Here is a 26072-nt window from a genome sequence, read left to right on the forward strand (position 1 = left end):
CTCTTCGAATTAGCCGGGGTCGCTGAGCTGCAGCCTGGGGCTGGTGCTCGGCGATCCCGATTGGGGCGCGCATCGTTGCGATGCGCATGAACATCGCCTTACCTTCGAAGAGACCTCATGTCATTCCCGACTTCAGACGACGCAGCGGCGTCGCATTACCCGTCCCTGCCCGACATCCGACGAACCGCTGAACGCCTCGCAGGTCGCGTCTTGCGCACGCCAGTGTGGCGCTGGCAAACCGGCATTGTCGAGACCCTGCACCCCGACACCGAGGTGTGGCTGAAGCTGGAGCTGTTCCAGAAGACCGGCAGCTTCAAGGTGCGCGGGGCGCTCAACTGCGTGCTCGCGCTCGACGAGGCGGCCCGCCGCCGCGGCATCGTCGCTGCCAGTGCCGGCAATCACGCCATCGCCGTCGCCTACGCGGCCCGCGTGGCCGGCCTGCACGCGAAAGTTGTGATGCCGCGACATGCCAGCCCCGCCCGTGTTGCCGCCTGCCGCGGCTTCGGCGCCGAGGTATTGCTGACCGACGACGTGCACAGCGCGTTCGCACTGGCCCAGCAACTCGTCGACGACGAGAGACGCACGATGGTGCATCCTTTCGACGGCCCATTGACGGCGCTGGGCACCGCCACCATCGGCCTCGAATTGCTGGAACAGCTGCCCCAGCTCGAGGCCGTGGTGGTGCCGGTGGGCGGTGGCGGGTTGTGCGCGGGGATCGCGGCCGCGGTGAAACAGCTCAATCCGGCATGCCGTGTTTATGGCGTCGAGCCCACCGGCGCGGATGCCACCTGGCGCAGCTTCCAATCGGGCCGCCCCGAGACCCTGGAGCGTGTGCAGACCGTGGCCGACAGCCTCGGCGCCCCGTACGCCCTGCCTTACAGCTTCAGTGTCAACCAGCGCTTCCTGGACGACATCGTGCGGCTGCCGGACGACGCACTCTGCGAGGCGATGTACTACCTGTTCCGGGACGTCAAACTGGTGGCCGAACCGGCCGCCGCGACAGCGGCGGCCGCACTGCTCGGGCCGCTGCGGCAGCGGCTGGAGGGACGCAAGGTGGGGGTGATCGTGTGCGGGTCCAACCTCGACCCGGCGCGTTTTGCGGAATTGCTCGCGCTCGGCGAGGCGGCCGCACGCCAGCGGGAAACGGCGCAGGCCCGCTAACCGTCCTTCTGCAGAGACCCGGCACACCGGGACCGGCGGTGGTCCTCACTGGCGCACGGCCGGTGGGGGACCGCGCCGCGCCGGGCATTTGCACATCCGGCTGGTTTCGCCAGGCCCTTCGTGTCCGCGACGTGAATGGACACTGACGCCGCGCGCCAGTTCTGATAAATATAGTTACAATCTGGTTTGCAGGGCGAAACAAATTTATCACGCTCACACCGGTACCGTGTCGTACCCCTGCCCGTCAGGACATGTCACGCCGCGCAGAATGGCACCAGCGACGGGACCACACGTGCTTGGGAACACGCCCGTCGCCGGCGCACCGCAAATTTGGGAAAACCTCCCGATTCGAACTCCAGGCAAGCGTTCGGCCTCCGGCTCGAGCGTGTAAATCGTCGGGGTTCCAGGCGCGCCCGCGAATAAAAGGCTCATCGCCGATAACGATATGGAGAGTACCGCCGTGAACAAGATCCGCCACGCCTTCTACGCCGGCCTCGGCGCCGGCCTTTTTGCCGTTTCCAGTACCGCGCAGGCCGAGTTGTCGGCGATGGTCGCGGTGGAACCGACCTCCCGCCAGGACGCTTTCATGCTGTCGCGGGCGACGATGGAATCGGGTCTCGGCAAAGCGCTGGGACAGCAGATCACCGTCAGCAAAAGCGAGGAACTGGCCGATGTGATGCGGGCCACCCGCAGCGCCGAATACGATGTGTTCATCGCGCCCGCCCAGGTCGCAGCGTCCGCGCTGATGCGGGGCTACGAGCTGATCGGTTCGACCGACCCGGCCGAGCAATACGTGCTGGTGGGCCGTCAGCAGGTGCCCACCACACGGGACATGAAGGGCGGGCGGCTCTACCTGCCTCAGCAGGACTCGATCTACACCTACATGGCGCGCGGCATGCTGAACGCCAGCGGTTTGTCTTTCAAGGACCTGCGCGCCGTGCAGCACGAACGCTATCCGCAAGCCGGCCTGACGGCGCTGATGCTGGGCGCGACCGACGCCACGGTGGTACGGCGCAGCGACTGGGAAGCCTGGGACAAGGCCTACCCCGGCGTCGGCAAGGTGCTGGCGACTTCGGGCCAAGTGCCCGGCGGATTCTCGGTGGTGATGAAAAAGGATTTGGCAGCGGACCTGCGCGCCAAGGTCGCCAATTGGTTCGCCAACTCGGCGATCACCTGCGGCCTGAAACCGATCGCGGCACGCGCGGAGGTGGCGGAATACAAGGCGGTGGCCGAATTGGGTCTGTTCACGCCGACGCATTTGCCGGGTGCGAAGGTGGTGAAAGCTGCCGACGTGCAACAGTTGATCGCGAATGGCACGGTATTCGTCGATACCCGCAGCGAAAAGGAATACAAAGCCAAACGCGTGCCGCAAGCGATTTTCATTCCCTATCACGAAAAGAGTTTGAAAGACGTGGCATTCGACAGCACGCAGGACGATTTCAAAGGCCTGGCCCAGCTCGACAAAAACAAGCCGGTCATATTCTCCTGTAACGGCGCCGAATGCTGGAAGTCGTACAAGGCCAGCCGTACGGCCCTCGGCCAGGGTTTCAAGCAGGTGTATTGGTTCCGCGGCGGTTTGCCCGAATGGGAGGCCGCGGGCCTGAGCCTGGCCAAAAACTAGGTCGCTGGCGGTACCGCGATGCGGTAAAAACCGGGAGATGACCTGGGTCGATTGGATGTCCCTGGCGGTGCTGGCGCTGTGCGCCGCCACGCTCTTCGAAGTGCATCTCGGCGCCAGGCGATTGCGCTACCTGCGTGATCTGGAAGCACCTGGCGCCGATACGACCCCGCTCCGGGTGTCGGTGGTGGTGCCGGCACTGAACGAGGCCGACACGCTGGAACCGGCGCTGCGGTCGCTGCTCGCCTCCGAGGCCCGGCCCGAGGTGGTGGTGGTCGACGATCGATCGACCGACGCCACACCCCAGGTGCTGGCCCGGCTGCAGGCCGAGCAGCCGCGGCTGCGGGTGCTGCGCGTCGACCGCCTGCCGGAGGGCTGGCTCGGCAAGAACCACGCGCTGCAGCAAGGCGCGGCGCACGCCAGCGGCGAGTGGCTGCTGTTCACCGACGCCGACGTGGTGTTCGAGCCCAGCGCCATCGCCCGCGCCGCCCACCATTGCCGCCACGCGGGTCTCGACCATTTGGCGGTGCTGCCCGACGTGCCGGTGCGCGACCCGCTGCTGGCGTCGCTGATGCTTGGCTTCCAGACGCTGTTCCTGGCCCGTTTCCGGCCTTGGCGGGTGGGCGGGTCGGCGCGCCAGGCGCCGGTGGGCGTCGGCGCCTTCAACATGGTGCGCGCCAGCACGTATCGCGCGGCGGGCGGGCACGCGGCGCTGCCGCTGGCAGTGATCGACGACATGGCCCTGGCCTGCGTGCTGCACGATCACGGCGCCCGCTCGGGGGTGATGGCCGGTGCCGAGATGGTCCGGGTGGCGTGGTATGCCGATGCCGGGGCGATGTTTCGAGGGCTGGAGAAGAACCTGTTCGCCGCCTTCGACTACCAGTGGTGGCGGGCACTGTCGGCGGGGGCGCTGGTGCTGATGTTGCAGGCCTGGCCCTACCTCGGCGTGCTGGTCACGAACGGTCCGGCGCGCGTGTTCAACCTCGTGTCGGTGCTGCTGTGGGTCGCCGCCTCGGCCGAAATGGTGCGTGAAACGGGTTATCCGCGGCGCTGCCTGCTGTATTTGCCGCTGAGCGGCCTGATGACGGTGGCGATGTGGTGGCGCGCCTGCTGGCTGACCTGGCGGCGCGGCGGCGTGGTGTGGCGGGGCACCCACTATCCGTTGGACACCTTGCGGCGCGGCCACCGTCCGTTGTGAAGCGCGCGGTCGCCGCCGCTAGGCCGCTGTAGGCGCACGCCGACGCCGCGATGCGCCTCTGCCTGAACGACGCCGCGCCGTGCTGATCGCACGATGTCCTGGAACGCCACGCCCCGCGTGGCGCCGTCAGTCAGTTCAGGAGATCGTGATGGAGAAGAGCAATCCGCCGGAGGCACTCGGCGCCTTCAAGCCCGTCGGACACGTGGTGGTGTCCTTCCCTTCGGAGCGAGACCTGGAAGACGCCGTGCAGGCGCTGGGTCAGGCGGGCTTCAGCCCGGCCGCCCGCTACACGCCGGAACAGATGCGGGCCCAGGTCGACAGCGAGGTGGCCAACGCCAGCGTGCTGGCCAATTTCGGGCAGGAGCTGAACCTGGCCAAAGCCCATGGGGAACTGGCCGACCAGGGCTACAGCTTTTTGGTGGTGGAGGCGCGCCGCGACGAGCAGGCGCGCGAGGTGGCCGCGATCGTGCAGCGTTTCCATGCGGCACGGGCTCAGAAATACGGTCGTTTCCTGATCGAGGAGCTGATCGACGTGGGCTCCAACGACCACCAGGTGTTCGAATCGCCAGACCGGGGGCTGGACGCACAAACGCGCTCGGGTCGCGAGGGCGCTGCGCCGCCGCGGTGAGGACCTGCCGGTCGCGTCCCGGCGCCCGTGCTCAGTATGCGCGCCGCGGGGCGGGGCCGCGCTGCTCGAGGTGCCGGAAGGTGATGCGGCCCTTGCTGAGGTCGTAGGGCGAGAGTTCGAGCGACACCTTGTCGCCGGCCAGGATGCGGATGTGGTGCTTGCGCATCTTGCCGGAGGTGTAGGCCACCAGCTGGTGACCGTTGTCCAGCGTGACGCGGTAACGAGAATCGGGCAGCACTTCGTCCACCATGCCGTGCATCTCGATCAATTCTTCTTTGGCCATAACCTGATCTCCTAAAAACTCGATGGCGCAAAACGGCTCGAGCCCACTGCCGCTTCACCGAGCGAAGCGATAGGAGCGAGCAGGCGCAGGCGCGGCCGGCAAAGCGTTCAGACGCTGCCAGACCGCTATGGGCCGCTCGGCTTACAGGGGTCGAACCGCGTCGGCCTCGCCGCAAGGCGCAACCGACGAACTCGAAGTCAAGACCGGCGCCGCTGGGACGACAACCTGCCAAGACAGACCGGTGGACGGACATCGCGGCACCGCGGACACCTCGTGCGAGATGCCCCGCGCGGCGCAACTGCCAAGGTGCAGAGCCACCGGATCGGAAGACAAGGTGCGGGACATTGCCAGCACCTCAAGCGAAGGTCGAATGTACCACGGCAGGCGTGGCCCTGCAGGCCCACCAGCCCTTGGCCCAGGCGGCTGCGGCGGTGATGCCGGGGTGTTTTGCGCAGGGCGGCGGACGGCGTTGCAGGACCCTCGGAACCGAAGAGGTGGTGTGCCACGCGCGGTGCGGCAGTGCAGATGAAAAAAGGAGAGCCGGACCGGCTCTCCTTACCCGTCTGCGCGCGACGGGGCGCCCGCGGCAGCGACCGTGTCACGGCCGCGCGGCAGCGCGAACGTCAGGGCTTGGTGCCACCGGTCGTGCCGCCGGTGCCGCTGCCACCGGTCCCTCCGGTGGTGCCGCCCGTGGCGCCGCCGGTGCCGCCGCTGCCGGACGACGCGTCGTCCATCTTGTGTTGATCCTTGTGCTGTTGCTTCTTTTTCTTCTGGTCCTGCTTGCTGTCGCTGGTGGCGCCCGACGTCGTGCCGGTGCCCCCGCCGGAGGCCGTGGTGCCCGTCTGGGAGCCGCCACCTTGCTGACCCGCCGAGCCCGACGGCGTCGCGCCGGTGCCGGCCCCGGCGCCCGTGCCGGTGCCGGTACCGGTCTGGGCGCCGACAGCGGCGCCGACCAAGGCGGCAAACACGGCAATGCACAGTTGCCTGATCGTTGGCTTGTTCATGAGATCCATCTCCTAAAAGCGCAAACAGTTTTGGTGAAGTCGACGCCCAGCGGCCGGTGCCGCTCGGTCTCACCGCGAGGTGCCACGCCGCCCGCGCCGGAGGTGCCGGACGCCGGGTCGTTCGAGGACCGAGTCAGTGCGGGCAAGCAGCGTGCGACGTGCGCCGCGCGACTTCGGGTACGATGCCGCCGGGCCGCCCCATGGCGGCTCACGTCGCTCGGACGGTTCCGGGCGCTCACGTGAAAGCACACATGTCCGCTCCTGCAGGCAAGCGCCGTTTTGCGCGCATCGATCGCCTTCCTCCCTACGTCTTCAACATCACCGCCGAGCTCCGGGCCGCGGCGCGCCGGCGCGGCGAAGACATCATCGACATGAGCATGGGCAACCCCGACGGGGCCACGCCGGCGCACATCGTCGCCAAGCTGACCGAGGCCGCACAGCGCCCCGACACGCACGGTTACTCGACGTCCAAAGGCATTCCGCGCTTGCGCCGTGCCATCTCGCACTGGTACCGGGACCGCTACGCAGTCGACATCGACCCCGACAGCGAAGCCATCGTCACGATCGGCTCCAAGGAGGGCCTTGCCCACCTGATGCTCGCGACGCTCGACCGCGGCGACACGGTGCTGGTGCCCGACCCGAGCTATCCCATCCACCTGTATGGCGCGGTGATCGCCGGTGCCGACATCCGTTCGGTGCCCTTGACCCCCGACGTGGACTTTTTCGCCGAGTTGGAGAAGGCCATCCGCGGCAGCTATCCCAAGCCCAAGATGATGGTGCTGGGCTTCCCGTCCAACCCGACCGCGCAATGTGTCGAGCTCGATTTCTTCGAGCGGGTGGTGGCGCTGGCGCGCAAGCACGAGATCCTGGTGGTGCACGACCTGGCCTATGCCGACATCGTGTTCGATGGCTGGAAGGCACCGTCCATCCTGCAGGTGCCGGGGGCCAAGGACGTCGCGGTGGAGTTCTTCACGCTGTCCAAGAGTTACAACATGGCCGGCTGGCGCATCGGCTTCATGGTCGGCAACCCCGACCTGGTGGCGGCGCTGGCGCGCATCAAGAGCTACCACGATTACGGCACCTTCACGCCGCTGCAGGTCGCGGCGATTGCGGCACTCGAAGGCGACCAGGGCTGTGTGCGTGAGATCACGGCGCAGTACCAGCGCCGTCGCGATGTGCTGGTCAAGGGCCTGCACGAGGCCGGCTGGAAGGTCGAGTGCCCGAAGGCGTCGATGTACATCTGGGCCCGCATCCCGGAGCCGTACCGGGCGCTCGGCTCGCTCGAGTTCGCCAAACAGCTGCTGCAGAAGGCCAAGGTGTCGGTCTCGCCGGGTATCGGTTTTGGCGACCACGGTGACGACCACGTGCGCTTCGCGCTGATCGAGAACGAGTCCCGCATCCGCCAGGCGGTGCGCGGTATCAAGGCCATGTTCAAGGCCGACGGTCTGTTGCTGCCGTCGAAGCCGGCCGGCGCTGCCGCGGCCGCTTGAGGAGGCCCTGACCGGGTGCACCGGGGCGCGCTGGCGGCAAGCACACCGGCGCCGCCCTCGCCACCCCTCTTCAGTGCGACAAAGGTCGCACCCGCGGCCCAGGCCCCCCCGGCATAATCGCCGGCCATGCAAGGACTGCACCTCACTGCCGACCTGCAGGGCTGTCCCGCAGGCCTTGCGCCGATGACCGACCGCCTCGCGCTGCGGGCCTTGTGCGTCGAACTGGTGGTGCAAGCCGGGCTGCAGCCGGTCGGCGAGCTGTTCCATCGCTTCACGCCCGCGCATCCCGACGAGGCGGCCGGCGTGACCGGCGTGGTGCTGCTGGCCGAATCGCACCTGGCCATCCACACCTGGCCCGAGCTGGGCGGCGTCACGCTCGACGTCTACGTTTGCAACTTCAGCGACGACAACCGCGGCCGTGCCCAGGCGCTGATGGACAGCCTGGTGCGCGCCTTCAAGCCGCAGCGGGTGCAGCGCCAGCAGCTGGAGCGGGGTGGCCTGGCGGCGCTGCTACGTTAGCGTCGCAGCTCGTCGGCCAGCCGGCCCCCGACCTGTACCCCCCAGGTGTAGGCCTCTTCGAATACCGAGTACGCGGACAGGTCGGCATGTGCATATCGGACCCGCCCGCTGGCCTCCCCCAAGGCCGCCAGCGCCGGGCTGCCGCGCAGCCCGGGCACCGGGATGCTCATCGCATGTCCATACCGCATCAGGTCGATGCGCCCCAGCTTGCTTCGCAGATCGGGATGCAGCGGCGCCAGGTCGGCCAGCATCGATTCGGCCCAGGCGGACCAGGGCCGCTCGAGCAGTTCGCGGCGCTGCGCCGCGGGCAAAGTCCAATAGACCGTCAGCACCGTCGGGCCGGGATGGGGCCGGGTGCTCTGGTGCATCGCATCGACATAGCCGAGCGCCCGCGGATCGCCGCCAAGGCGCACGTTGTCCCATGACGCCGGCGCGCCGTGCGGCCGCTCCACCAGCGCCTCGTCGAGCTGCAGATTGCCCACCAGCCAGGGCGCGCGGCGCTGCAGGTCGAGCGCGGCGGCCAACGCGTCGGGCGGCCGGGGGCCGAGCAGCCGGGCGGCGACGAACAACGGTGTCGCGAGCACCACGTGGCCGGCCTGCCAGGCTTCCAGCTGTTGCCGCGTCTCGTCCCAGGCCAGCACGCTCACGTCGTGACGGCCGGCCTCGACGTGCAACACCGTGCGCCCGGGGTGCAGCCGCGATGCCAAGGGCGCGGCAAGCCGCTCGACGATCCAGGCGTTGCCCTCGGGCCAGGTGAAGACCGGCTCGCGCTCGGATGCTTCGTCGCCCGGGGCGTGGAAACCATGGCGGCTCGCGAAGTAATGCAAGCCCGCCCAGGCCGACACGACGTCTGCGCCGGCGCCGTAGTCGTCTCGGCAGCAGTAATCGAGGTACCAGCGCAGCCGCACATCGTCGAGGCCGTGGGGGCGCAACCACTGGTCGAAGGTCAGCGCGTCGAGGCGGGCATGCGCAGGGGTCCATCCCGCGCGGGAGGTCGGCATCGCAAATCCGGCCTCGCGGCTCGTTTGCGCCACCAGCCGCGAGAAGCTGCGGTACTGCGCCAGCGTCGTCGACCCCGGTGCCGCGGGCGGCAGCAGGCCGTCGACCCACCCGCCCTCGAAGAACAGCCGCTCCTGCGGGCTGTGGCACAGGTGGCGCTCGTCGTATTGGGTGCGGCCGTGCACCTGCCGCGACAGCCCCAGCGCTTCGAGCAACTCGGCCACCTCGTGGGCCTGCGCCCCCGGCACCGGCAGGTAATGGGCGCCGAGCGGGCAGCGCATGCCGGCGAGGGTGTGCCCGCGGCTGTTGCCGCCGGGCGTGTCCTCCAGCTCCAGCAGCTGCACGTCGTCCACGCCGCGCGCGCTCAAGGCGCGTGCCACCGCGAGCCCGGCAACACCGGCACCGACGACAACCACCGCGGCACGCCGGCGAACTGCCGGGGCCGGCAATCCGCCCGACTTGTTGGCTTCGCGCAAGCGGTGGCCGCGTTGCCAGGCGCTGCCCACCCAACCGCCCTGCAGGGTGGCCGGTGGCGTGGTGGGGCGACAAGCCGGCAGGCCGGCGCCGAGCGCCGCGGCCGCCCCGGCCACCAGGCAGGCGCGGCGCGACAGCCCCCGCCCGGAAGCCGGCCCGCTCACTGCACTTGCCCCCACTCGCGTTCGAAGGTGTGCACCAGCACCTGGTTGGAGAGCCGGTTCACCTCGGTCGGCACCCGTGCCATGTCGGGCGGGAAGTGCAGCAGCGCGGGCAGCCCATCCAGGGTCAGGAAGCGCAATCCCGGCGGCAAGGCCGTCGGCAAACGCCAGGGCCGGCGCCCCGCCAGCGTGAAGCCCCATTCGCCGAAGCTGGGCACATGGGCGTGGTACGCGGTGACGTTGAAGCCGACCGCCTCCAACGTCGTGGTCACGGTCCAGAAGCTGTGCCGCGCGATCAGCGGCGAGGTGGTCTGCACCACCAGGTAGCCCGCGGCCGCGAGGCGCTGGTCGACGCGCTCGTAGAAACTCGTCGTGTAGAGCTTGCCCAGCGAAAAATTGCTGGGGTCGGGGAAGTCGACCACGATCACGTCGAACGGCTCGCCCGGCTGTTCCAGCCACTGGAAGGCGTCGGCATTGACCACCTGCACCTTGGGCGAGCGCAGCGCCTCGCCATTGAGGCGGCGCAACAGCGGCTGTTCGGTGAACAAGCGCGTGACGTGGGCATCGAGGTCGACCAGCACCACCTGCTCGACGCTCGGGTACTTGAGGATCTCGCGCACTGCCAGCCCGTCGCCGCCGCCCAGCACCAGCACCCGCCGGGGGGCGCCATGCGCGGCCATGGCCGGGTGCACCAGGGCTTCGTGATAGCGGTACTCGTCGCGCGAGTGGAACTGCAGGTTGCCGTTGAGGAACAGCCGCACGCCGGCGGGCCCCGACGTCAGCACCACCCGCTGGTAGGCGCTGCTCTCGCGCAGGATGACACGCTCGCCATAGAAGTGGTCCTCGGCCCAGCTGGTGAAGCGGTCGGCGCCGAGCATCGCGACGCACAAGACCGCGACCACCGCCGCACACGAGAGTGCATAACCGCCGGGTCGGCGCAGCTCACCGCGGAACAGCCACAGGGCCCACACCGCCACGGCAGCATTGAGCAGCCCGAAAAACACGCCGGTGCGCACCAGGCCCAGGTGCGGCACCAGCAGCAACGGAAACGCCAGCGCGACCACCAGGGCGCCCAGGTAGTCGAAGGTCAGCACCTGCGAGACCAGCTCTTTCAGGGCATACCGTTCGCTGAAGTGCCGCTTGAGGATGCGCATCACCAGCGGGATCTCGAGCCCCACCAGGGCGCCGACCAGCAGCACCAGGGCATACAGGAGCACGCGGAAGGCGCCGGCCGCGCCTGGCGGCAGCATGCTGTGGGCCGCGAACAAGGCGGCCGGCATCAGCCCGCCGACCAGGCCCACCAGCAGCTCGATGCGCAGGAATTGCGCGACCAGCTGGCGTTCGACAAACCGCGACAGCCACGAGCCCAGCCCCATCGCGAACAGATAGGTGCCGATGATGGTGGAGAACTGCAACACCGAGTCGCCCAGCAAATAGCTGGCGAGTGCGCCGGCGGCGAGTTCGTAGACCAGCCCGCAGGCCGCGATCACGAACACCGAGGCCAGCAGGGCCAGCTCGCCCGGGGCGATACGGCGGGCGGGGCGCGTGTCGGGGGTGGCCGTCACATCAGGCCTCGGGGAAGGTCAGCGCGGCGCGCTCAATGAATGGCCGCAGCGACGATGATCGCGATGCCCAGACACATCGCCCCCACCACGATGGCCAGCGCGTTGTTGCGCTTCTCGACGATTTCGGCCCACAGGTCATAGGGCGTGAGCTTGTCGATCACGACGAAGCTGATCCAGAACACCAGCACGCCGATCAGCGCGTAGAGCATGGAGCCGAAGAAAACGGACGGCTTGAGCCATTCGATGCCCATCATGTTGAGTGTCTCCGAGTAGATGAGTGGTCAAAGATCAACAGGTGTTGCGTCACTTGTGGCCGCCGCCGCTCGACCAGCCGCCGAAGGAGCCGCCGCTGTAGCCGCCGCCGCTTCTCGCCGACGCCTGGCATTGGCGGTATTCGTTGCTCGCCTCGCCGAAGGTCTGGCGCACGCTGTCGCAGTTGCTGCGGTCACCGCAGCGCGACAGCATGATCACGATGAACACGACCAGCACCAGCAGCAGCAACATCATCACCGCACTGCCCAGGCAACCGCGGCCGCCTCCGGTGGGTTGCACATCGCGTTCCAGGCTGGCCGCTGCACTGTCGGGCAGTCCGAAGGCCTTGTGGATGACGTTGGACGCGACGGTTTCGCCCCCTGACCAGACCACCTCCTGGCCGGTGCGCTCGCAGTTCAGACGCTTGCGCGCGTGGGCCGTGCCGACACCTTCGTAGTCGGTGTTGACGCTACGCTGGTCACGCTCCACACGCCAGTAGAACTCGCCGAGCACATAGGTGGTCGTGGCGGTGTAGGTGTAGCGCTTGCGGTAGGTGGCACCCTGGTAGCTGGCCCGCTGGCCCTCGATGCGCGGTGCACCCGTCAAGGGCGCGACCCAGCTCCAGCCGTCTTCGGCGTCGACCAGGAACACGAAACCTTCGCGGCGGTGGTAGAGCAGGTATTCACGCCAGAAGGTCTGTTCGTCCTCGGCGTCCTCGGGCACCTCGCAGCGCTCCAGGTAGCCCACCACCTGCCACGGCAAGGCGCCGGCCTTGCCGAGCGCGAGGGTGCCGACGCTGCCCAGCGGCAGCAGCGGTTCGAGTCCGCTCTCGCCGCCGTTCTGCTGCCGATAGTGGTCGAGCGCGCTGCCGACCGTGGGGTCGACCTGCACCACGGCGGCACACATCCCACAGGCGACCGAGCGTGTGGTGGCCAGTGTGATCTGCAGCGACGCGCCGCAGTTCGGGCATTCGATGCTCTTGGCCGCCAGCGACTTGTCGGCGGCGTCGGCCAGGCCGCTCATCTTCAGCTCGGACAGCGCCACCGAGCGGCCCACGGACCATTGCGGTGCGGCGGGCTCGGCATAGTCGAGCGTGCCGACCTCGCCCTGCTCGTTGCGCAGGTCGGCCACCCAGTATTCGCTTTGCACGACGGGCGGCTTGGGCAGTTCGCCCTCGGCGGCCAGCAAGCGCGCTTGCACCACCGAGGCGACGTCCCAGCGGCGCCCGGCCACCAGTTGCGGGCGCCCGGCGCTCAACACCTCGGCCGGCGGCGCCGGGCCGTCCAGCGGCGCGTCGACCGCCAGCACATAGCGGCCGTTGTCTTCGCTCAGCCAGGCCGAACGGCCGTTGTCGAACAGCGCATGCCATTCGTTCCAGCTGCCGCCCTCGTAGGCGTACTGCAACCGGCCCACCAGCGTGAAGCCGGCCCCCTGGTAGCTGCCACCGGCGCCGAGCCGCAGCGGGCTGTGGTCGTCGAACAGGTCGCCGCTGACACCGATGCGGCGCAGCGCATCACCTTCGCGCAGCAGCGTGCTGCGGCAGAAGCTGCACACCGCGCTGGCGGACGCGGGCGAGCGGAACTCGACCGGTGCGCCGCAGTTCGGGCACATCGCGCGGTAGACGCGTTGCGGAGTCGGGGTGGTGGCCAAGGCGGACGGGCTTCGGGTGGGAGGCGACCCGCCGCCGCGCCGCCGGCCTTTCGGGGCAGCGGCTTCAGCCACAGGCGCAGCACGCTGGCTACGCCTGGGTCACGGCAGCATGGGGTCGCTTGGAAAAACCTGGGAAAGCGTGATGTCGGCCGCCGTCAGACGAGCTTCTTCAGCAGTTCGGCCTTCTTGGCCGCGAACTCGTCGTCGGTCAGGATGCCCTTGGCCTTGAGCTCGCCAAGCTTTTCGAGCGTGGCCATCACCTCTTCCGGCCGTACACCGGCGGGAGCGGCCGCGGGCGTGGCGGCGGGTGCAGCGACGGGCGGCTGCGCTTGCAGGCCCTGCCCGAGTTGTTGCGCCATCACCTGGCCCAGCGCGACGCCGGCCCCCAGGCCCATCGCGTCGCCGGCGATACCGCCACCGGCCCCGCCGCTGCTCGCCAGGGTCGGAATGGCCTGCGCCGTCTGGTACTGCATGAACTTGCCCATGTCGCCGCCGACCATGCCCATGCCGATCTTCTGGTCGAGGATCTTCTGCAGTTCGTCGGGCAGCGAGACGTTTTGCACCGTCACACCTTCGAGCTTCAGGCCCAGCGCCTCGAAGGCGGGGGCGGTCGCGTCGCGCAGGCGTCCGGCGAACATCACCTGGTTGGCCGCCAGGTCGAGGAAGGGCACGCCGCTGCCGGCCACCGCGTCGGAGATGTGCTGCAGCATCAGGCCGCGCAACTGGCCGTCGAGATCTTCGACGGTGTAGACGTCACGCGTGCCGGAGATCTCGGTGTGGAAGCGCTTCGGGTCGGCGATGCGGAAGGCGTAGTTGCCGAAGGCGCGCAGCCGCACGGCGCCGAAGTCGCTGTCGCGGATGGTGACGGGCTGCGTGGTGCCCCAGCGGCGGTCGACCTGCTGGCGCGTGCTGAAGAAATAGACGTCGCTCTTGAACGGCGACTGGAACAGCTTGTCCCAGTTGCGCAAATAAGTGAGCACCGGCAGCGTCTGGGTGGTCAGCTTGTGCATGCCGGGGCCGAACACGTCGGCCACCTGGCCTTCGTTGACGAACACCGCCACTTGCGACTCGCGCACCGTCAGCGATGCGCCGTACTGGATTTCACGGTCGGCGATCGGGAACCGCCAGGCGAGCACGCCGTCGCCCTGCTCGGTCCATTCGATGATGTCGATGAACTGCTTGCGGATGAAATCCATCAAGGCCATGGCGTGTAACCCCTCGTTCTCTGGCTGTTGCTATGTGTGTGCCCCGGATGATACGCCGCCCGTTCCAGCCGGCCGGGCCCCCCGGACGGGTGGTTCGTGAGCTTGTGAACGATCTTGTGCGCCGGTGCATCAGGCAGGCGAGCCCGGTCGAGGGAAATCGAATGCGGCCCGCGCGCGACACGGCCCGACGCAGTAATCTTGCCGCCCCGCCGCTCCTGGCCGCCCCGCCGGCCACCCGCCCTCCGATGTCCACGCGTCCCTGGCCCCGCTTCGTCGCCGAAAGCCGCTCGCTGGTCCGACTGGCCTCGCCCATCATCCTGTCGCAGGTGGCCCATGTGCTGATGGGCCTGGTCGACACCGTGATGGCCGGGCAGGCCGGCGCCGTGGAGCAGGCGGTGGTGGGGCTGGGGGTAGCACTGTGGATGCCGGTGTTCATCGGCCTGATGAGCGTGGTGCAGGCGGTGAGCCCGGTGGTGGCGCATCACTTCGGCGCCGGCGACGCCCAAGGGGTCGTGGCCGACACGCGCGAAGGTGTGTGGTTGGCCGGCTGGGTCAGCGCGATCCCGTTCGCGCTGATGCCGTTCGTGGGCCCCCTGCTCACCGCCGCCGGCATCGAGGCCACGCTCGCACAAAAGACCAGCGTGTTCCTCTGGGGCATCGCCTTTGGGCTGCCGGCGGCGCTGGTGTTTCGGGCGTTGGCCTTCTACTCGGCCAGCATCAACCACCCGAAGCCGATGATGTTCCTCGCCTTTCTCGGCCTGGGCATCAACACCTTCTTCAACTGGGTGCTGATCCACGGCCACTTCGGCTTTCCGGCGATGGGCGGGGCCGGCTGCGGGTGGGCCACCGGCATCGGCATGTGGTGCGGGCTCATCGGCCTGGTGTGGTGGACCGCGGTGTCGCGAGACTACCGGCCCTATTACCTGTGGCGGGGTTGGACGCGGCCAACCTGGGCCGGGCAGAAGCGCTTGCTGCGCATCGGCTTGCCGATGGGGGGCGCGGGCCTGGCGGAAGTGGCCGCGTTTTCGAGTGTCGCGGTGCTGGTGGGGCGCTTCGGCGCGGTGCAGATTGCGGCACACCAGGTCGCGCTCAACTTCGCAGCCTTGATCTTCATGTTGCCGATGGGCCTGTCGTCAGCCCTGTCGATCCGCGTCGGGCAGGCGCTCGGCGCCGGTGAGGTGCGGCGCGCGCGCTTCGTCGCCTGGACCGGCATCGGTGTCGGCCTGCTGATCGCCACGGTGGCGATCGTCCCGATGATCCTCGGACGCCACGAGATCGCAGCGGTCTACAGCAACGACGCCTCGGTGCGCCAGCTGGCCGCCACCTTGTTGCTGTTCGCGGCCTTCTGGCAATGGTTCGATGCCACGCAGGTGTGTGCGGTGGGCGCGCTGCGCGGCTACAAGGTGACCTTCATGCCGATGCTGCTGATGCTGGTGGCGTTCTGGGGCGTGGGCATTCCACTCGGCACCTGGCTGGGCTATCGGGGCTGGCCGGGAGGTGAGCCGATGCAGGTGTACGGCTTCTGGGTGGGCCTGGTGGCCGGGCTGGTGCTGGTGTCGATCGGCCTGGTGGCGGCGCTGCAATCGGTGTCGCGGACCTGGCTCGAGGAGCACCGCCTTGCCAGCGCCGCGCAAGGCGAGCACGCGTGACACCGGCGGCGGAGCTCAGGGGCTGATCTGGTAGCGCTCGGCTTCGCGTCGCAACGCTTCGTAGCGCTGGCGTCGTTGCGCGCGGGTGAGGTCGCGGTCCTCGCCGAAGAAGGCACCGACGCGCTGCAGCGTCTCGCCTTCGGCCTGCAGGGCCGCCAGCAACCAGTCGCAGCGCGCCAAGGTGCTGGGCGTACAGGTGCGGCCTCTCAGGTCGTCGTCGAGGTCGAGCACATGTGAGCGCCAGCCTTCGCGCAAGTACAAGACGCCGAGGTCGCCGCGCAGGGCTTGTTGCCACTCGGCCACGATGCCGCTGAGCCAGTCGAGCACGTGCGGCTTGGCCCCGCGAGCCGCCAGTGTGGCGCGCAAGTGTTGATAGGTCTCCACGGCGATCTCCTTCGTGAGCCTGAAGCGTGCCAGGGCGAGCGGCATCTGCCCGGCGCCCTCCAGCTTCAGCAGCCAGGCGAACAGGTTGCGCGTCTCCAGTCGCTCTGCCAGGTGGAACATCGGCTGGTCGTCGCCGTGCCCTGCGGAGTTGAACTGCGTCAGCGGGTCGAAGCGGTACTGGTAGCCGAAGTCGAACAGCCACACCTGCTGCCCGTCGTCGAGCACATTGCCGGGGCTGTAGTCCCACTCGAAGAATCCGTGCTCCAGCAGCGCCCGGCCGGTCTCGAAGACCTGCAGCAAACGCCGCTCGGTCCAGTCGTCCACCCGCTCGCCGTCGATCCACGGCGAGACGATCAGCCCCTCGCGCAGTGATCCGTACAGCGGCGCCACCACTCCCGGGAATCGATCGGGTTCGAGGCGGCGCTGCTCGCGTATCTCGCGGTGGCGGCACAGTTCGTTGATGAACGACGTCTGTCCGTCGGGGTTTTGCACCAGACAGGACTCGCGCGCCTGCTTCACCGCGTAGCGGCCGCGTGCGCCTTCCACACAGTAGACGCGGGCGGTGAGACCCTCTTCACAAGACCTGAGGACTTCGGGGGACGTGGGCGTCAACTGCGCGAGGCGGACTGGCGGCAGCGGGCAATCGGCGGCATCGCCGAACACGAGGTCATGGCCCTCGGCGAGAAAACGCTGGTGAGCGGTCTGGCGTTGCAGGTCGAGCGAGACGGACATGGTGCGGTGCGCGCGCAAGCTGTGAAGGTGGCGGCATTGTGTGAACCGCGACGAGGCGGCGCATCCACCTCAGAGGGTGGAGGTGGCGGGGTGGAAGACCCCGCCTCGGCCCGCTGCCACACGCCGCGCGCCTGCTCCCCGACACGACAGCGGCAGGTATGCCGTGCTGCACCGTGGAAGGCACCGCAAGTCCTGGCGGCGTGCGCCCGTACAACCCCTGTGGTCCGCCGGCCCCGCCTCCCCTACGCTGGACACATGCAACAAGTGCCCAACATCCCCCACATCCGGATTTACCAGGAATGGCTGCGCGAATCGCGCGGCCTGAGCTTCGACAGCTACGACGCGCTGTGGCGCTGGTCGGTGACCGACCTCGACGCCTTCTGGCAAAGCATCTGGGACTACGAAGGTATGCAGTCGCCGACGCCGCACACCGCGGTGCTGGCCGACGACCGCATGCCCGGCGCCCGCTGGTTTCCGGGTGCCCAGGTCAACTACGCGCGTCAGGTGCTGCGCCATGTCGACGCGGCGCATGCCGCGGGCATGCCGGCCATCGTCAGCGAGGACGAACTGGGCCATGTGCGCGAGCTGTCGTGGCCGGCGCTGCGCCGCCAGGTGGCGTCGCTGGCCCTGACGCTGCGCGCACTCGGCGTCGAGCGCGGCGACCGCGTCGCGGCCTACCTGCCCAACGTGCCGGAGACCATCGTCGCCTTCCTCGCCTGCGCCAGCATCGGGGCGATTTGGAGCGTGTGTGCGCCCGACATGGGTGCCCAGGCCGTGACCGACCGGTTTCGGCAGATCGAGCCCAAGGTGTTGATCGCCGCCGACGGCGTGCACTACAACGGCCGGCCGATGGACCGCAGCGAGGTGGTGGCGGGACTGCGCCAGGCCCTGCCCAGCGTCGAGCGGCTGGTGCTGCTCGACACACCCTACGCGAGCCGGCGGCTGGACGCCGACACGCGCTTTGCCGACGCGGTGGCGCGCGACGATGCCGAAACAGCCGCCTTCGAGCCCGACTGGCTGCCCTTCGAGCATCCGTTGTGGGTGGTGTACTCGAGCGGCACCACCGGCCTGCCCAAGCCCATCGTGCACGGACACGGCGGCATCCTGTTGACGCTGATGGGGCTGAAGGGCCTGCACAACGACCTGGGCGCCAGCTACCGCGCCAACAATTTCGGCGAGCGCTTCCACTGGTACAGCTCGACCGGCTGGGTGATGTGGAACGCGCAGGTCGGCGGGCTGGTGGCGGGCACGACGATCTGCTTGTTCGACGGCAGCCCGAGCGGCCCGAAGGACCGACCGGATTGGACCACCTTGTGGCGTTTCGCGGCGCGCCACCGGGTGACCTTCTTCGGCGCCGGCGCCGCCTTCTATGCCAATTGCATGAAGGCCGGCGTGACCTTGGCGCAGTGCGGCGACCTGTCGCGCATCCGCGCGCTGGGCGCCACCGGGTCGCCGTTGCCGGAAGAGGTGCAGCGATGGGGCAGCGCACAGTTCGCAGCGCTCGGCACGCCCGACATCTGGTGGTGCAACATCTCGGGCGGCACCGATTTCTGCGGCGCCTTCATCGGCGGCAACCGCGAGCTGCCCCAGGTGCCAGGCCAGATGCAGTGCCGCCAGCTGGGCTGTGCGGTGGAGGCATGGAACGAGGCGGGCGAGCCGGTGGTCGGTGAGGTGGGCGAGCTGGTGTGCACCCGGCCGATCCCGTCGATGCCGCTCTATTTCTGGGGCGACACGGGCAACGCCCGCTACCTGTCGAGCTACTTCGACGTCTACCCCGGCGTCTGGCGCCACGGCGACTGGCTCAAGATCGGCATGGACGGTGGCTGCGTGATCTACGGACGCAGCGACGCCACGCTCAACCGGCACGGCGTGCGTCTGGGGACCAGCGAGATCTACGCGGCCGTCGAAGCGCTGCCGGAGGTGCTCGACTCGATGGTGGTCGACCTGGAATACCTGGGCCGCGAGAGCTACATGGCGCTGTTCGTCGTGTTGCGAGACGGGCTGGTGCTGGACGACACGCTGCGCGAGCGTCTGGCGCAGGCCATCCGCGGGGCGGTGTCGCCACGTTTTCTGCCCGACGAGATCCTGCAGGCCCCGGCCATCCCACGCACGCTGTCCGGCAAGAAGCAGGAAGTGCCGATCAAGAAGCTGATGCTGGGGCAAGCGGTGGACAAGGTCGTCAACCGCGACGCGATGGCCAACCCGGAATGCATCGACTGGTATGTGAGCGTGGTCGCGAACCGGCGGCTGCGCACACCGGAGCCGCAGACGACGTGAGGAGGGCCGGAGGGGTTAGCCGTGGCCAGCGTGGCTAGCCTGACGAGGGGTGGGGGGTGGTCGGACGGGCGAGATGAGGTCAGCCCTGCCCTCTGGCTGCACGCCGGACCTGGCCAGCAGACACGGTGATCGTTTTGCCACCGCTTGCACGCCTGGCGGCAAGGTTTATCATAAAAGGGAAATTTTTCCTTTTTCTGTCGATATGGTTCTGCACCGTCGTGCCCCGCGCGCCTTGCCCCGCGCCACTACGCTCCGTCAAGGCGGGGCGGCCGCGACGTGCAAGGCTGGGAGCGACGTTTGCCTGGTTCCTACACCTGTTCTTTACTTTTCCGATCGACGGACATGACACGTGCGTCTACCAAAGCTCTTAGCATCCTGGTGGCCGAGGACGACGCCACCAACGCCGCCCTAGCCGAGGCGGTGCTGAGCGCCTTTGGTTGCTCCGTGCGCGTGGTGCGAGACGGCGACGCGGCGGCACGCGCGGCGCAGGCGGGCCGCTACGACCTGATCCTGATGGACTTCCATATGCCGGTGATGAGCGGGCTCGAGGCGACTCGAGCCATCCGGCAGTGGGAAGCCGATCAGGCGACAGCGCCGGTGCCCATCGTGGCCCTGACCGGCAGTGCGATGGAGCACGAGACCCAGGCCTGCCTCGACGCCGGCATGGACGACGTGCTGGTCAAACCCTTCATGTTCCCGGCGCTGCAGGCCGTGCTGTCACGCTGGACCGGATGGCAGCCGCCGACGCCCTGAGGCAGGCTCGGGCAGGCCGGAGGTCAGCCTCGCATCGCTTTCGCGTCGGTCACCGCTTGCGGGCCGGTCGGTCATAGCCGCTTCACGCCCCGGGCGCGAGCGGCGTGGTCGAAGCGGCGCCGCCCACCCCGCCCGTCACACGCTGCAGTTCGGACAGCAGCCGCGTCAGGTCGAGTGGTTTGGTGAGGTAGGCGTCCATGCCGGCCGCCAGGCAAGCCTGCTCGTCAGCGCCGCTGGAGTAGGCGGTGGCGGCCAGGATGGGAAAGCGAGGCAGCTCACCTTCCGCCTGCAGGGCTCGCAGCCGACGGGTCGCGGCCAGGCCGTCCATCGCCGGCATCTGCACGTCCATCAGCACGGCACTCGGTGCGCTCTCTTCACAACGCCGCACGGCCTCCGCGCCGTTCACCACCGCGTCGGGTTGGTAGCCCAGGGTGCGCAGCATTTCCGAGGCGAGCAGCCGGTTGACGGGGTTGTCGTCCACCACCAGCACGCGCGGGCCCGACGTACCGCAGGGCAGCGACTCGGCCGCGGCGCCGCCCATGGCCCGGCTACTCGCGTGTTGCAGCGCGCGCCGTGTGAGGGCGAACAGGTCGAGCGGGCTCAAGGGCAAGGGCATGGCCTGCAGCCGGTGACCGCTGGGCACCGGGTCGTGCAGGCCGGTCAGTTCGTAGCCCAGCACGACGTCGGCATCGGGCAGGTGCTGCGCCAACTGCTGCAGGTCGTCCCGCCGCACACCATAGGACTGCATGCCGACCACCAGCGCCGGCCGACGTGTGACGGGGATCTCGTCGAGGGCGGCCGCGGCCGCTGCGACCGACGGGAAGCGGCGGGTGCGCCAGCCGAGGCGGTGCAGTTGCTGCGTCAGCGTGCCGAAGGCCAACGGGTGGTCGGCCACCAGCCAGGCCATGGCGCCTTGGGCGTCCCGCACCCGCTGAGCATCGTCGGGCGCAGGCTCGACCGGGTAGTGCACCAGCACCAGGGTGCCTTCGACCGGCTTGGTGGCGACGAAGATAAAGGCGCCGCTCTCAGGGCACAGCGCGCGGGTCGTGACCATTTGCTCGGGATCGTCCGGCGCCGGCCCCTCGGTCTCGATCGGCGCGCCCTCCGGCAGTGCCGCGGCCAGGTGCGCCGCCGTCAGCTGCAAACCTGTGGCGGCGATCTGCGTTTCGGCCACCCAACGCCCGGCCGGACCCTCACGAACCTCGGTCGTGAACAAAAGGCAACCGCTGGGCGTGTGTTGCACTGCAATACGCAACAGGCGATCGAGCCGGTGGCGCAAGGCAACGGCGTCGCTCTCGAAGCGAGCGGTCGGGCCGAGGTAGTCATTCAGCAGGGCCAGACCCTTGGCCAGCGCGGCCGGCAGCGCGACCCGAGCGCCGGCGGTGACGGCTTCGCAGACTGTCAGCAGCTTGGAAGGCATGGGCAAACCCGGGTCAGCAGTGAACCATGAGGTGGTGCTGAGCAAGGGTTGTTCCCACGGGTTTACCCGTGGCTCAGCCCATCGCGGCGCGTCGACCGGTAGGTCGGGCGACGCGGTTTCACCGGGTCGGGCAGGAAGGAGTGCTCGGACCATCGCCGAGGAACAGCGCGGCGACGGGGGGCGACGCCTATAGCGGCCCTCGCGGCAGGCGACGCCCAAAGCAAAACGCCAACCGAAGGGTTGGCGTTTGACTCATTGTATTTGGTTGCGGGGGCAGGATTTGAACCTACGACCTTTGGGTTATGAGCCCAACGAGCTACCAGACTGCTCCACCCCGCGGCAGAGAAGTGAGACTATAGCATATGTTCTTCTTTGTGCGCCAGCCCCTAGTGAAAATGAAACGCAGGCCGGCTGGGATCAAAGCCCTGCCGCGGTGAGCGACTGCAGGAAGCGATCGGCGGACTGGAAGCCGATCACACGTGCCGCCCTCACCTCCTGTCCTTGTGCATCGAAGAACAGAGTGCCCGGCGGGCCGAACAGGCCGAACCGCTTCAGCAGGGCGCGGTCTTCGGCGCTGTTGCGGGTCACGTCGGCCTTGAGCAGCAAGGCCGACGCGAGCTTGTCGCGTACGCGCGGGTCGGCGAAGGTGTAGCGCTCCATCTCTTTGCAGGAGACACACCAGTCGGCGTAGAAGTCGAGCATCACGGGACGTTGGGCCGTGGCGAGCACCTGGTCGAGCTCGGCCACGCTGGCCACCTTGCGGAAGGCGGGCAGCGCTGTCGCCGGGTTGGGCCCGTTGTCGTCACCACCTGCCGCCAGGTGCTGGAGCGGTTGCGCCGGGTCGTTCCCGCCCGAGGCGGCGCCGATCAGCTGCAGCACGCCCAGCACGGCCAGCACCACGCCCAGGCCCTTGAGCAATTTGGCGCTGCCCCTGGCGCCGCCATGCAGCGGGTCAAAAACCCGCAGATAGACGGCGCTCACCAGCAGCAGCACACCCCACAACCCCATCGCCGCCCAGCCGGGCAGCACGGGCTGCAGCATCCAGAGCGCGACCGCCAGCAGCAGCGCCCCGAAGAAGTGTTTGACGTGCTCCATCCAGGCCCCGCTGCGCGGCAGCCACCGGCCGGCGGAAGCACCGATCAACAGCAGCGGCACGCTCATGCCGGCGGCGAGCATGAACAAGGCCAGGCCGCCTAGCACGACGTCACGGGTCTGGCTGATGTAGACCAGCGCGCCGGCCAGCGGTGCCGCGACGCAGGGGCTGACGATGAGGGCCGACAGGCCGCCCATCAGGAACACTCCGAGCAGTTGGCCACCGCGCAGCCGGCCCGAGGCTCGTGCGAGGCCCTGGCGCAAGCCGCTCGGCAGCTGCAGGTCGTAGAAGCCGAACATCGACAGCGACAGCAGCACCAGCAGGGTTGCGAAAGCGCCGAGCACGGCGGGCGTCTGAAGCGAGGCGGCGAGGCCTTCGCCGGCCAGGCCGGCGGCGATGCCGAAGGCGGTGTAGACGAGTGCCATGCCGAGCGAGTAGCTGGCGGCCAACACCGCACCGCGGCTGCGGCTGACGCGTTCACCGCCCTCGGCCTGGCCGACGATGATGGACGACAGAATGGGCAACATCGGCAACACGCACGGCGTCAGCGACAACAGCACGCCGGCCACGAAAAACACCAGCGCCACGGCCGGCAGCCAGCCCGATTGCAACGCGCTTTCGATGCCCTCGGTGGCGGTGGGCGACGGGGTGTTGACGAGTTGTTCGGCGGTCGGTGCCGCCAGCACCTTGCCGGGCGCGCCGGCCCCGGGAGGGCTACCGGTGTTGTCGGTGGTGCCGTTGCTGCTGCTGCTGTTTTCGACAGCGGCCTGCCCGGCGCTGCTGCCCGTCGAGCTGCCGCCACTGCCGGTGCTCCGCCCCAGCACACCCGCCAGCAGTGAGCGCACACCGCCTCCAGGGCGGGCCGACGGCTCGTTCACCACGGTCACGCTGTTGCTGCCGCCGCCAAAGCCCGCCAGGCGTACTTCGGCGTGCTGCTCCATCGGCGGGTAACACAAGCCCTTGTCGGCGCAGCCCTGGCTGGTCACGCTCAGCAGGAACGGGCCTTGTGCCAGTGTCACCGGGATGCGGATCGCGACGCGCCCGCGGTGTGTCTCGACGTCTTTCTTGAAGGTGTCGTCGTACTTGACCTTGCCGGGAGGGATCTCGGGCGTGCCGAGCGTGACGGCGGGCGCTCCCGCGAACTTGAACTGCTCGCGGTACATGTAGTAGCCGGGCGCCACCTCGAAGCTGACCTCGACGCTGCGATCGTCGAGCGCACGGGCCGAGAAGCGGAACGCCTGCTCGGGTTCGAGAAAATCGTCTTCTTCTGCCGCTACCGCCAGCGTCGCCGACAGCAGCACGCCCACCCCGGCCGCGAGTGCGGCCCTCCAACCCCTTGCGCGCATCATTGTTTGCTCACTCCTTCCCTGCTGAGACCAGCCAGCGCAAATAGGGTTCCAGCCCGTCGACGATCTCGGTCGCGATGAGTTCGGGCACGTCGTAGGGATGCAGCGCGGGCAGGCGTTGCTTGAGCGCCGGCCAGCGTGACGACGAGGTCTTGAGCAGCAGCAGCCATTCGCGGCTTTCTTCGATGCGGCCCTGCCACCGGTACATCGAGGTGACGCCCGGCACGAGGTTGACGCAGGTGACGAGTTCGGCGTCGAGCAGTTCGCGAGCGAGCGAGCGGGCGACGGCTTCGTCGTCGACCGTGCTCAATGCGAGCAAGGGCGTGTCGTCCGAGACGCGGCGGTTCAACATGAGCGTGCTCCTTCGGTCGGTATCGATGACTTTAGGACTTGAAGAACCGCCGGCGCGTCAGCACCAAGGCAACGTAGTAGCCGACCACAGCGTACGCGAGCAGCACGGCCAAGGGGCGCAGCACGTCGGGCGGCCAGTGGCCGATCACGAGCGGGCGCACCAGTTCGACCGCGGCGCTCAGCGGCAGCGCGCGCGACAGCAGTTGGAGCCAGCCGGGCAGTTGGTCGAGCGGGAAATAGATGCCGGACATGAAGGTCATCGGCGTCAGCACCAACGTGAAGTAGTAGGTGAAGAAGTCGTAGCCCTTGGCCAGCGCATTGAACACCAGCGCGATCGACGAGAAGGTGATGCCGACCAGGAACAACACCGGCAGTGCCAACAGCAGCGTCGGCTCCCGGCTGATGCCGAGCACCGCCAGCACCAGCGCGATCGCGATGGCCGAGAACAAGGCCTTCAGCGCCGCCCACAGCATCTCGGCCAGCACGATGTCGTCGAGCGCGACCGGCGCGTTCATGATGCCGTCCCAGGTCTTTTGCACGTGCATGCGCGAGAAGGCGGAATACAGCGCTTCGAACGAGGCGGCGTTCATCGCGCTCATGCAGATGCTGCCCGACGCGAGGAACAGGATGTAGGGCAGGCCCTGCACCTCGCCGACCAGCGAGCCGAGGCCGTAGCCGAAGGCCACCAGGATGATCAGCGGCTCGGCGATGTTGCCGATCAGGCTCGGCACCGCGAGCTTCTGCCAGACCAGCAGGTTGCGCTTGACCACGGGCCAGATGCGCGGCGACAGGCGCGGCGCGGCATAGAGCGAAATCAGCATGGCGGAGGTCCTTCGAGGTAGAGGCCGGAGGCGGGCGAGGCGCTCACGCGTCGTCGCGGATCTGCCGGCCGGTGAGCTTGAGGAACAGGTCTTCCAGATTGGCAGGGCGGTGCAGGTAACGCACGCTGTGCTCGGACGACAGCGCGTCGAGCAAGGGTTTGGGCTGGCTCAGGTAGAAAAACACGGTCTCGCCGCTGGTCTCGACACGCTGCGCGAACGACCGGTAGCGCTCGGCCACCTGCTTGGCGCCGTCGCCGTAGACCTCGATCACGTCGCTTTCGAGGTGTTCGGCGATCAGGCCGCGCGGCGTGCCTTCGGCGATCTTGCGGCCGTGGTCGAGCACCAGCAGCCGGTCGCACAGGCGCTCGGCCTCGTCCATGAAGTGCGTGGTGAGCAGGATGGACTTGCCCTGCTGCAGCAGCACCTTGAGTCGGTCCCACATCAGGTGGCGGGCTTGGGGGTCGAGGCCGGTGGTCGGCTCGTCGAGCAACAGCAGATCGGGGTTGTTGACCAGCGCGCGGCCCAGGCTGAGGCGCCGCCGCATGCCGCCCGACAGTTCGCCGGGCTTGGCATTCGCCTTGGCCTGCAGCGCGGCGAATTCGAGCAGCTGCGGCACGCGTTCCTCGACGGCGCGCCCGGTCAGCCCGAAGTAGCTGCTGTAGACCTTCAGGTTCTCGGCGCAGGTGAAATCGGGGTCGAGGCTGTCGAACTGCGTCACGACGCCGATGCGCGCCTTGGCTTCGCGCGCCTGGGCTGGCAGCGACAGCCCAAAGGCGTCGATGCTGCCGCTGTCGGGCGCGGTGAGGCCGAGGCACATGCGGATGGTGGTGGTCTTGCCGGCGCCGTTGGGGCCGATGACCCCGAGGCATTCGCCGGCACGGATTTCGAACGACAGGTCGTCGACGACGGTGTTGGCGCCGAAGCGCTTGGTCAGGCGGTCGACTTTGAACAGCACAACGGCAGCAGAGGAGGACATGGCTTGCGAGTGTGCCAAAGTGCCGCTCCCTTTGGCGTGTCGGGGCTTGCCTTTCGTCCGGTG

At 68.6% G+C, this 26072-nt stretch carries 22 protein-coding genes and 1 tRNA gene; 9 read left to right on the top strand and 14 right to left on the bottom strand.

Features of this window, described 5'->3' with window-relative positions; translation table 11 throughout:
* Window positions 1–117: 117 nt before the first annotated feature.
* The 4 genes from AAW51_RS24200 to AAW51_RS24215 all read left to right on the top strand — a co-directional run bounded on the left by AAW51_RS24200 (window position 118) and on the right by AAW51_RS24215 (window position 4605).
* Window positions 118–1161 (top strand): threonine ammonia-lyase, encoded by a 1044-nt coding sequence (locus AAW51_RS24200; RefSeq protein ID WP_047196672.1) that lies wholly within the window; start codon window positions 118–120, stop codon window positions 1159–1161.
* 460 nt (window positions 1162–1621) lie between these two features.
* Complete coding sequence (locus tag AAW51_RS24205) at window positions 1622–2782, top strand: rhodanese-like domain-containing protein (protein ID WP_047196673.1); 1161 nt, start codon at window positions 1622–1624, stop codon at window positions 2780–2782.
* A gap of 37 nt (window positions 2783–2819) precedes the next feature.
* A complete protein-coding gene (locus tag AAW51_RS24210) occupies window positions 2820–3977 on the top strand; it encodes a glycosyltransferase family 2 protein (RefSeq protein ID WP_053013881.1) in 1158 nt (385 codons plus the stop codon).
* A gap of 148 nt (window positions 3978–4125) precedes the next feature.
* A complete protein-coding gene (locus AAW51_RS24215; protein ID WP_047196674.1) occupies window positions 4126–4605 on the top strand; it encodes a hypothetical protein in 480 nt (159 codons plus the stop codon).
* 31 nt (window positions 4606–4636) lie between these two features.
* On the opposite strand, the gene infA is transcribed toward AAW51_RS24215, so the two are convergent.
* Window positions 4637–4888, bottom strand: coding sequence for a translation initiation factor IF-1 (gene infA / locus AAW51_RS24220; protein ID WP_047196675.1), 252 nt, complete (start codon window positions 4886–4888; stop codon window positions 4637–4639).
* Window positions 4889–5511: 623 nt separating this feature from the next.
* Window positions 5512–5892 (bottom strand): hypothetical protein, encoded by a 381-nt coding sequence (locus AAW51_RS24225; protein ID WP_053013882.1) that lies wholly within the window; start codon window positions 5890–5892, stop codon window positions 5512–5514.
* 251 nt (window positions 5893–6143) lie between these two features.
* Between AAW51_RS24225 and alaC the strand changes: the two genes are divergently transcribed.
* Window positions 6144–7382, top strand: coding sequence for an alanine transaminase (gene alaC / locus AAW51_RS24230; protein ID WP_047196676.1), 1239 nt, complete (start codon window positions 6144–6146; stop codon window positions 7380–7382).
* 126 nt (window positions 7383–7508) lie between these two features.
* Window positions 7509–7901 carry an adenosylmethionine decarboxylase gene (gene speD / locus AAW51_RS24235; protein WP_047196677.1) on the top strand — a complete coding sequence of 131 codons (393 nt, stop codon included), beginning with the start codon at window positions 7509–7511 and terminating at the stop codon, window positions 7899–7901.
* Here the strand turns inward: speD and AAW51_RS24240 are convergent.
* From AAW51_RS24240 to AAW51_RS24260, 5 genes are all read right to left on the bottom strand, one after another.
* Complete coding sequence (locus tag AAW51_RS24240; RefSeq protein ID WP_238947684.1) at window positions 7898–9538, bottom strand: FAD-dependent oxidoreductase; 1641 nt, start codon at window positions 9536–9538, stop codon at window positions 7898–7900. The genes speD and AAW51_RS24240 overlap by 4 nt on opposite strands.
* On the bottom strand, window positions 9535–11100 hold the full coding sequence (locus AAW51_RS24245) for a polyamine aminopropyltransferase (protein ID WP_047196678.1): 1566 nt from the start codon (window positions 11098–11100) through the stop codon (window positions 9535–9537). The genes AAW51_RS24240 and AAW51_RS24245 overlap by 4 nt, the downstream gene beginning before the upstream one ends.
* A gap of 32 nt (window positions 11101–11132) precedes the next feature.
* Window positions 11133–11354, bottom strand: coding sequence for a DUF350 domain-containing protein (locus AAW51_RS24250; protein WP_047196679.1), 222 nt, complete (start codon window positions 11352–11354; stop codon window positions 11133–11135).
* Between the two features lie 49 nt (window positions 11355–11403).
* Window positions 11404–13002 carry a DUF4178 domain-containing protein gene (locus AAW51_RS24255; RefSeq protein ID WP_047196680.1) on the bottom strand — a complete coding sequence of 533 codons (1599 nt, stop codon included), beginning with the start codon at window positions 13000–13002 and terminating at the stop codon, window positions 11404–11406.
* A 155-nt stretch (window positions 13003–13157) separates the two neighbouring features.
* Entirely contained in the window at window positions 13158–14207 is a 1050-nt protein-coding gene (locus tag AAW51_RS24260; RefSeq protein WP_047196681.1) for an SPFH domain-containing protein, read from the bottom strand.
* 245 nt (window positions 14208–14452) lie between these two features.
* On the opposite strand from AAW51_RS24260, the gene AAW51_RS24265 reads away from it, so the two are divergent.
* A complete protein-coding gene (locus AAW51_RS24265) occupies window positions 14453–15856 on the top strand; it encodes an MATE family efflux transporter (RefSeq protein WP_047196682.1) in 1404 nt (467 codons plus the stop codon).
* A 15-nt stretch (window positions 15857–15871) separates the two neighbouring features.
* Here the strand turns inward: AAW51_RS24265 and AAW51_RS24270 are convergent, their stop codons facing one another.
* The gene (locus AAW51_RS24270) at window positions 15872–16972 is read right to left on the bottom strand and encodes a protein kinase family protein (protein WP_047196683.1); all 1101 of its coding nucleotides are present in this window, start codon (window positions 16970–16972) and stop codon (window positions 15872–15874) included.
* A 255-nt stretch (window positions 16973–17227) separates the two neighbouring features.
* On the opposite strand from AAW51_RS24270, the gene AAW51_RS24275 reads away from it, so the two are divergent.
* Together AAW51_RS24275 and AAW51_RS24280 are read left to right on the top strand one after the other, a co-directional pair.
* Entirely contained in the window at window positions 17228–19249 is a 2022-nt protein-coding gene (locus AAW51_RS24275) for an acetoacetate--CoA ligase (protein ID WP_047196684.1), read from the top strand.
* Between the two features lie 342 nt (window positions 19250–19591).
* Window positions 19592–20002, top strand: a complete 411-nt coding sequence (locus tag AAW51_RS24280; RefSeq protein ID WP_083438551.1) for a response regulator — start codon at window positions 19592–19594, stop codon at window positions 20000–20002.
* Between the two features lie 82 nt (window positions 20003–20084).
* On the opposite strand, the gene AAW51_RS24285 is transcribed toward AAW51_RS24280, so the two are convergent.
* The 6 genes from AAW51_RS24285 to AAW51_RS24310 form a co-directional block, all read right to left on the bottom strand.
* A complete protein-coding gene (locus tag AAW51_RS24285) occupies window positions 20085–21422 on the bottom strand; it encodes a response regulator (RefSeq protein WP_047196686.1) in 1338 nt (445 codons plus the stop codon).
* Window positions 21423–21684: 262 nt separating this feature from the next.
* A tRNA-Met gene (locus AAW51_RS24290) sits at window positions 21685–21761 on the bottom strand.
* A 78-nt stretch (window positions 21762–21839) separates the two neighbouring features.
* A complete protein-coding gene (gene dsbD, locus AAW51_RS24295; RefSeq protein ID WP_053013883.1) occupies window positions 21840–23864 on the bottom strand; it encodes a protein-disulfide reductase DsbD in 2025 nt (674 codons plus the stop codon).
* Window positions 23865–23871: 7 nt separating this feature from the next.
* The gene (gene cutA / locus AAW51_RS24300) at window positions 23872–24213 is read right to left on the bottom strand and encodes a divalent-cation tolerance protein CutA (protein ID WP_047196687.1); all 342 of its coding nucleotides are present in this window, start codon (window positions 24211–24213) and stop codon (window positions 23872–23874) included.
* A 31-nt stretch (window positions 24214–24244) separates the two neighbouring features.
* A complete protein-coding gene (locus AAW51_RS24305) occupies window positions 24245–25033 on the bottom strand; it encodes an ABC transporter permease (protein WP_047196688.1) in 789 nt (262 codons plus the stop codon).
* Window positions 25034–25076: 43 nt separating this feature from the next.
* Window positions 25077–26009: an ATP-binding cassette domain-containing protein gene (locus AAW51_RS24310; protein WP_047198250.1), complete on the bottom strand. Its 933-nt coding sequence runs from the start codon at window positions 26007–26009 to the stop codon at window positions 25077–25079.
* Window positions 26010–26072 lie beyond the last annotated feature (63 nt).

It is taken from the genome of Caldimonas brevitalea (assembly GCF_001017435.1).
Lineage (GTDB): Bacteria > Pseudomonadota > Gammaproteobacteria > Burkholderiales > Burkholderiaceae_C > Caldimonas > Caldimonas brevitalea.

Coding starts and splice junctions, on each gene's coding strand:
- AAW51_RS24275 (WP_047196684.1), top strand. CDS start 17,228: ATGCAACAAGTGCCCAACATCCCCCACATCCGGATTTACCAGGAATGG.
- AAW51_RS24265 (WP_047196682.1), top strand. CDS start 14,453: ATGTCCACGCGTCCCTGGCCCCGCTTCGTCGCCGAAAGCCGCTCGCTG.
- AAW51_RS24250 (WP_047196679.1), bottom strand. CDS start 11,354: ATGATGGGCATCGAATGGCTCAAGCCGTCCGTTTTCTTCGGCTCCATG.
- AAW51_RS24270 (WP_047196683.1), bottom strand. CDS start 16,972: ATGTCCGTCTCGCTCGACCTGCAACGCCAGACCGCTCACCAGCGTTTT.
- infA (WP_047196675.1), bottom strand. CDS start 4,888: ATGGCCAAAGAAGAATTGATCGAGATGCACGGCATGGTGGACGAAGTG.
- AAW51_RS24285 (WP_047196686.1), bottom strand. CDS start 21,422: ATGCCTTCCAAGCTGCTGACAGTCTGCGAAGCCGTCACCGCCGGCGCT.
- cutA (WP_047196687.1), bottom strand. CDS start 24,213: ATGTTGAACCGCCGCGTCTCGGACGACACGCCCTTGCTCGCATTGAGC.
- AAW51_RS24200 (WP_047196672.1), top strand. CDS start 118: ATGTCATTCCCGACTTCAGACGACGCAGCGGCGTCGCATTACCCGTCC.
- AAW51_RS24310 (WP_047198250.1), bottom strand. CDS start 26,009: ATGTCCTCCTCTGCTGCCGTTGTGCTGTTCAAAGTCGACCGCCTGACC.
- AAW51_RS24225 (WP_053013882.1), bottom strand. CDS start 5,892: ATGAACAAGCCAACGATCAGGCAACTGTGCATTGCCGTGTTTGCCGCC.
- alaC (WP_047196676.1), top strand. CDS start 6,144: ATGTCCGCTCCTGCAGGCAAGCGCCGTTTTGCGCGCATCGATCGCCTT.
- AAW51_RS24215 (WP_047196674.1), top strand. CDS start 4,126: ATGGAGAAGAGCAATCCGCCGGAGGCACTCGGCGCCTTCAAGCCCGTC.
- AAW51_RS24305 (WP_047196688.1), bottom strand. CDS start 25,033: ATGCTGATTTCGCTCTATGCCGCGCCGCGCCTGTCGCCGCGCATCTGG.
- dsbD (WP_053013883.1), bottom strand. CDS start 23,864: ATGATGCGCGCAAGGGGTTGGAGGGCCGCACTCGCGGCCGGGGTGGGC.
- AAW51_RS24280 (WP_083438551.1), top strand. CDS start 19,592: ATGACACGTGCGTCTACCAAAGCTCTTAGCATCCTGGTGGCCGAGGAC.
- AAW51_RS24210 (WP_053013881.1), top strand. CDS start 2,820: ATGACCTGGGTCGATTGGATGTCCCTGGCGGTGCTGGCGCTGTGCGCC.
- AAW51_RS24260 (WP_047196681.1), bottom strand. CDS start 14,207: ATGGCCTTGATGGATTTCATCCGCAAGCAGTTCATCGACATCATCGAA.
- speD (WP_047196677.1), top strand. CDS start 7,509: ATGCAAGGACTGCACCTCACTGCCGACCTGCAGGGCTGTCCCGCAGGC.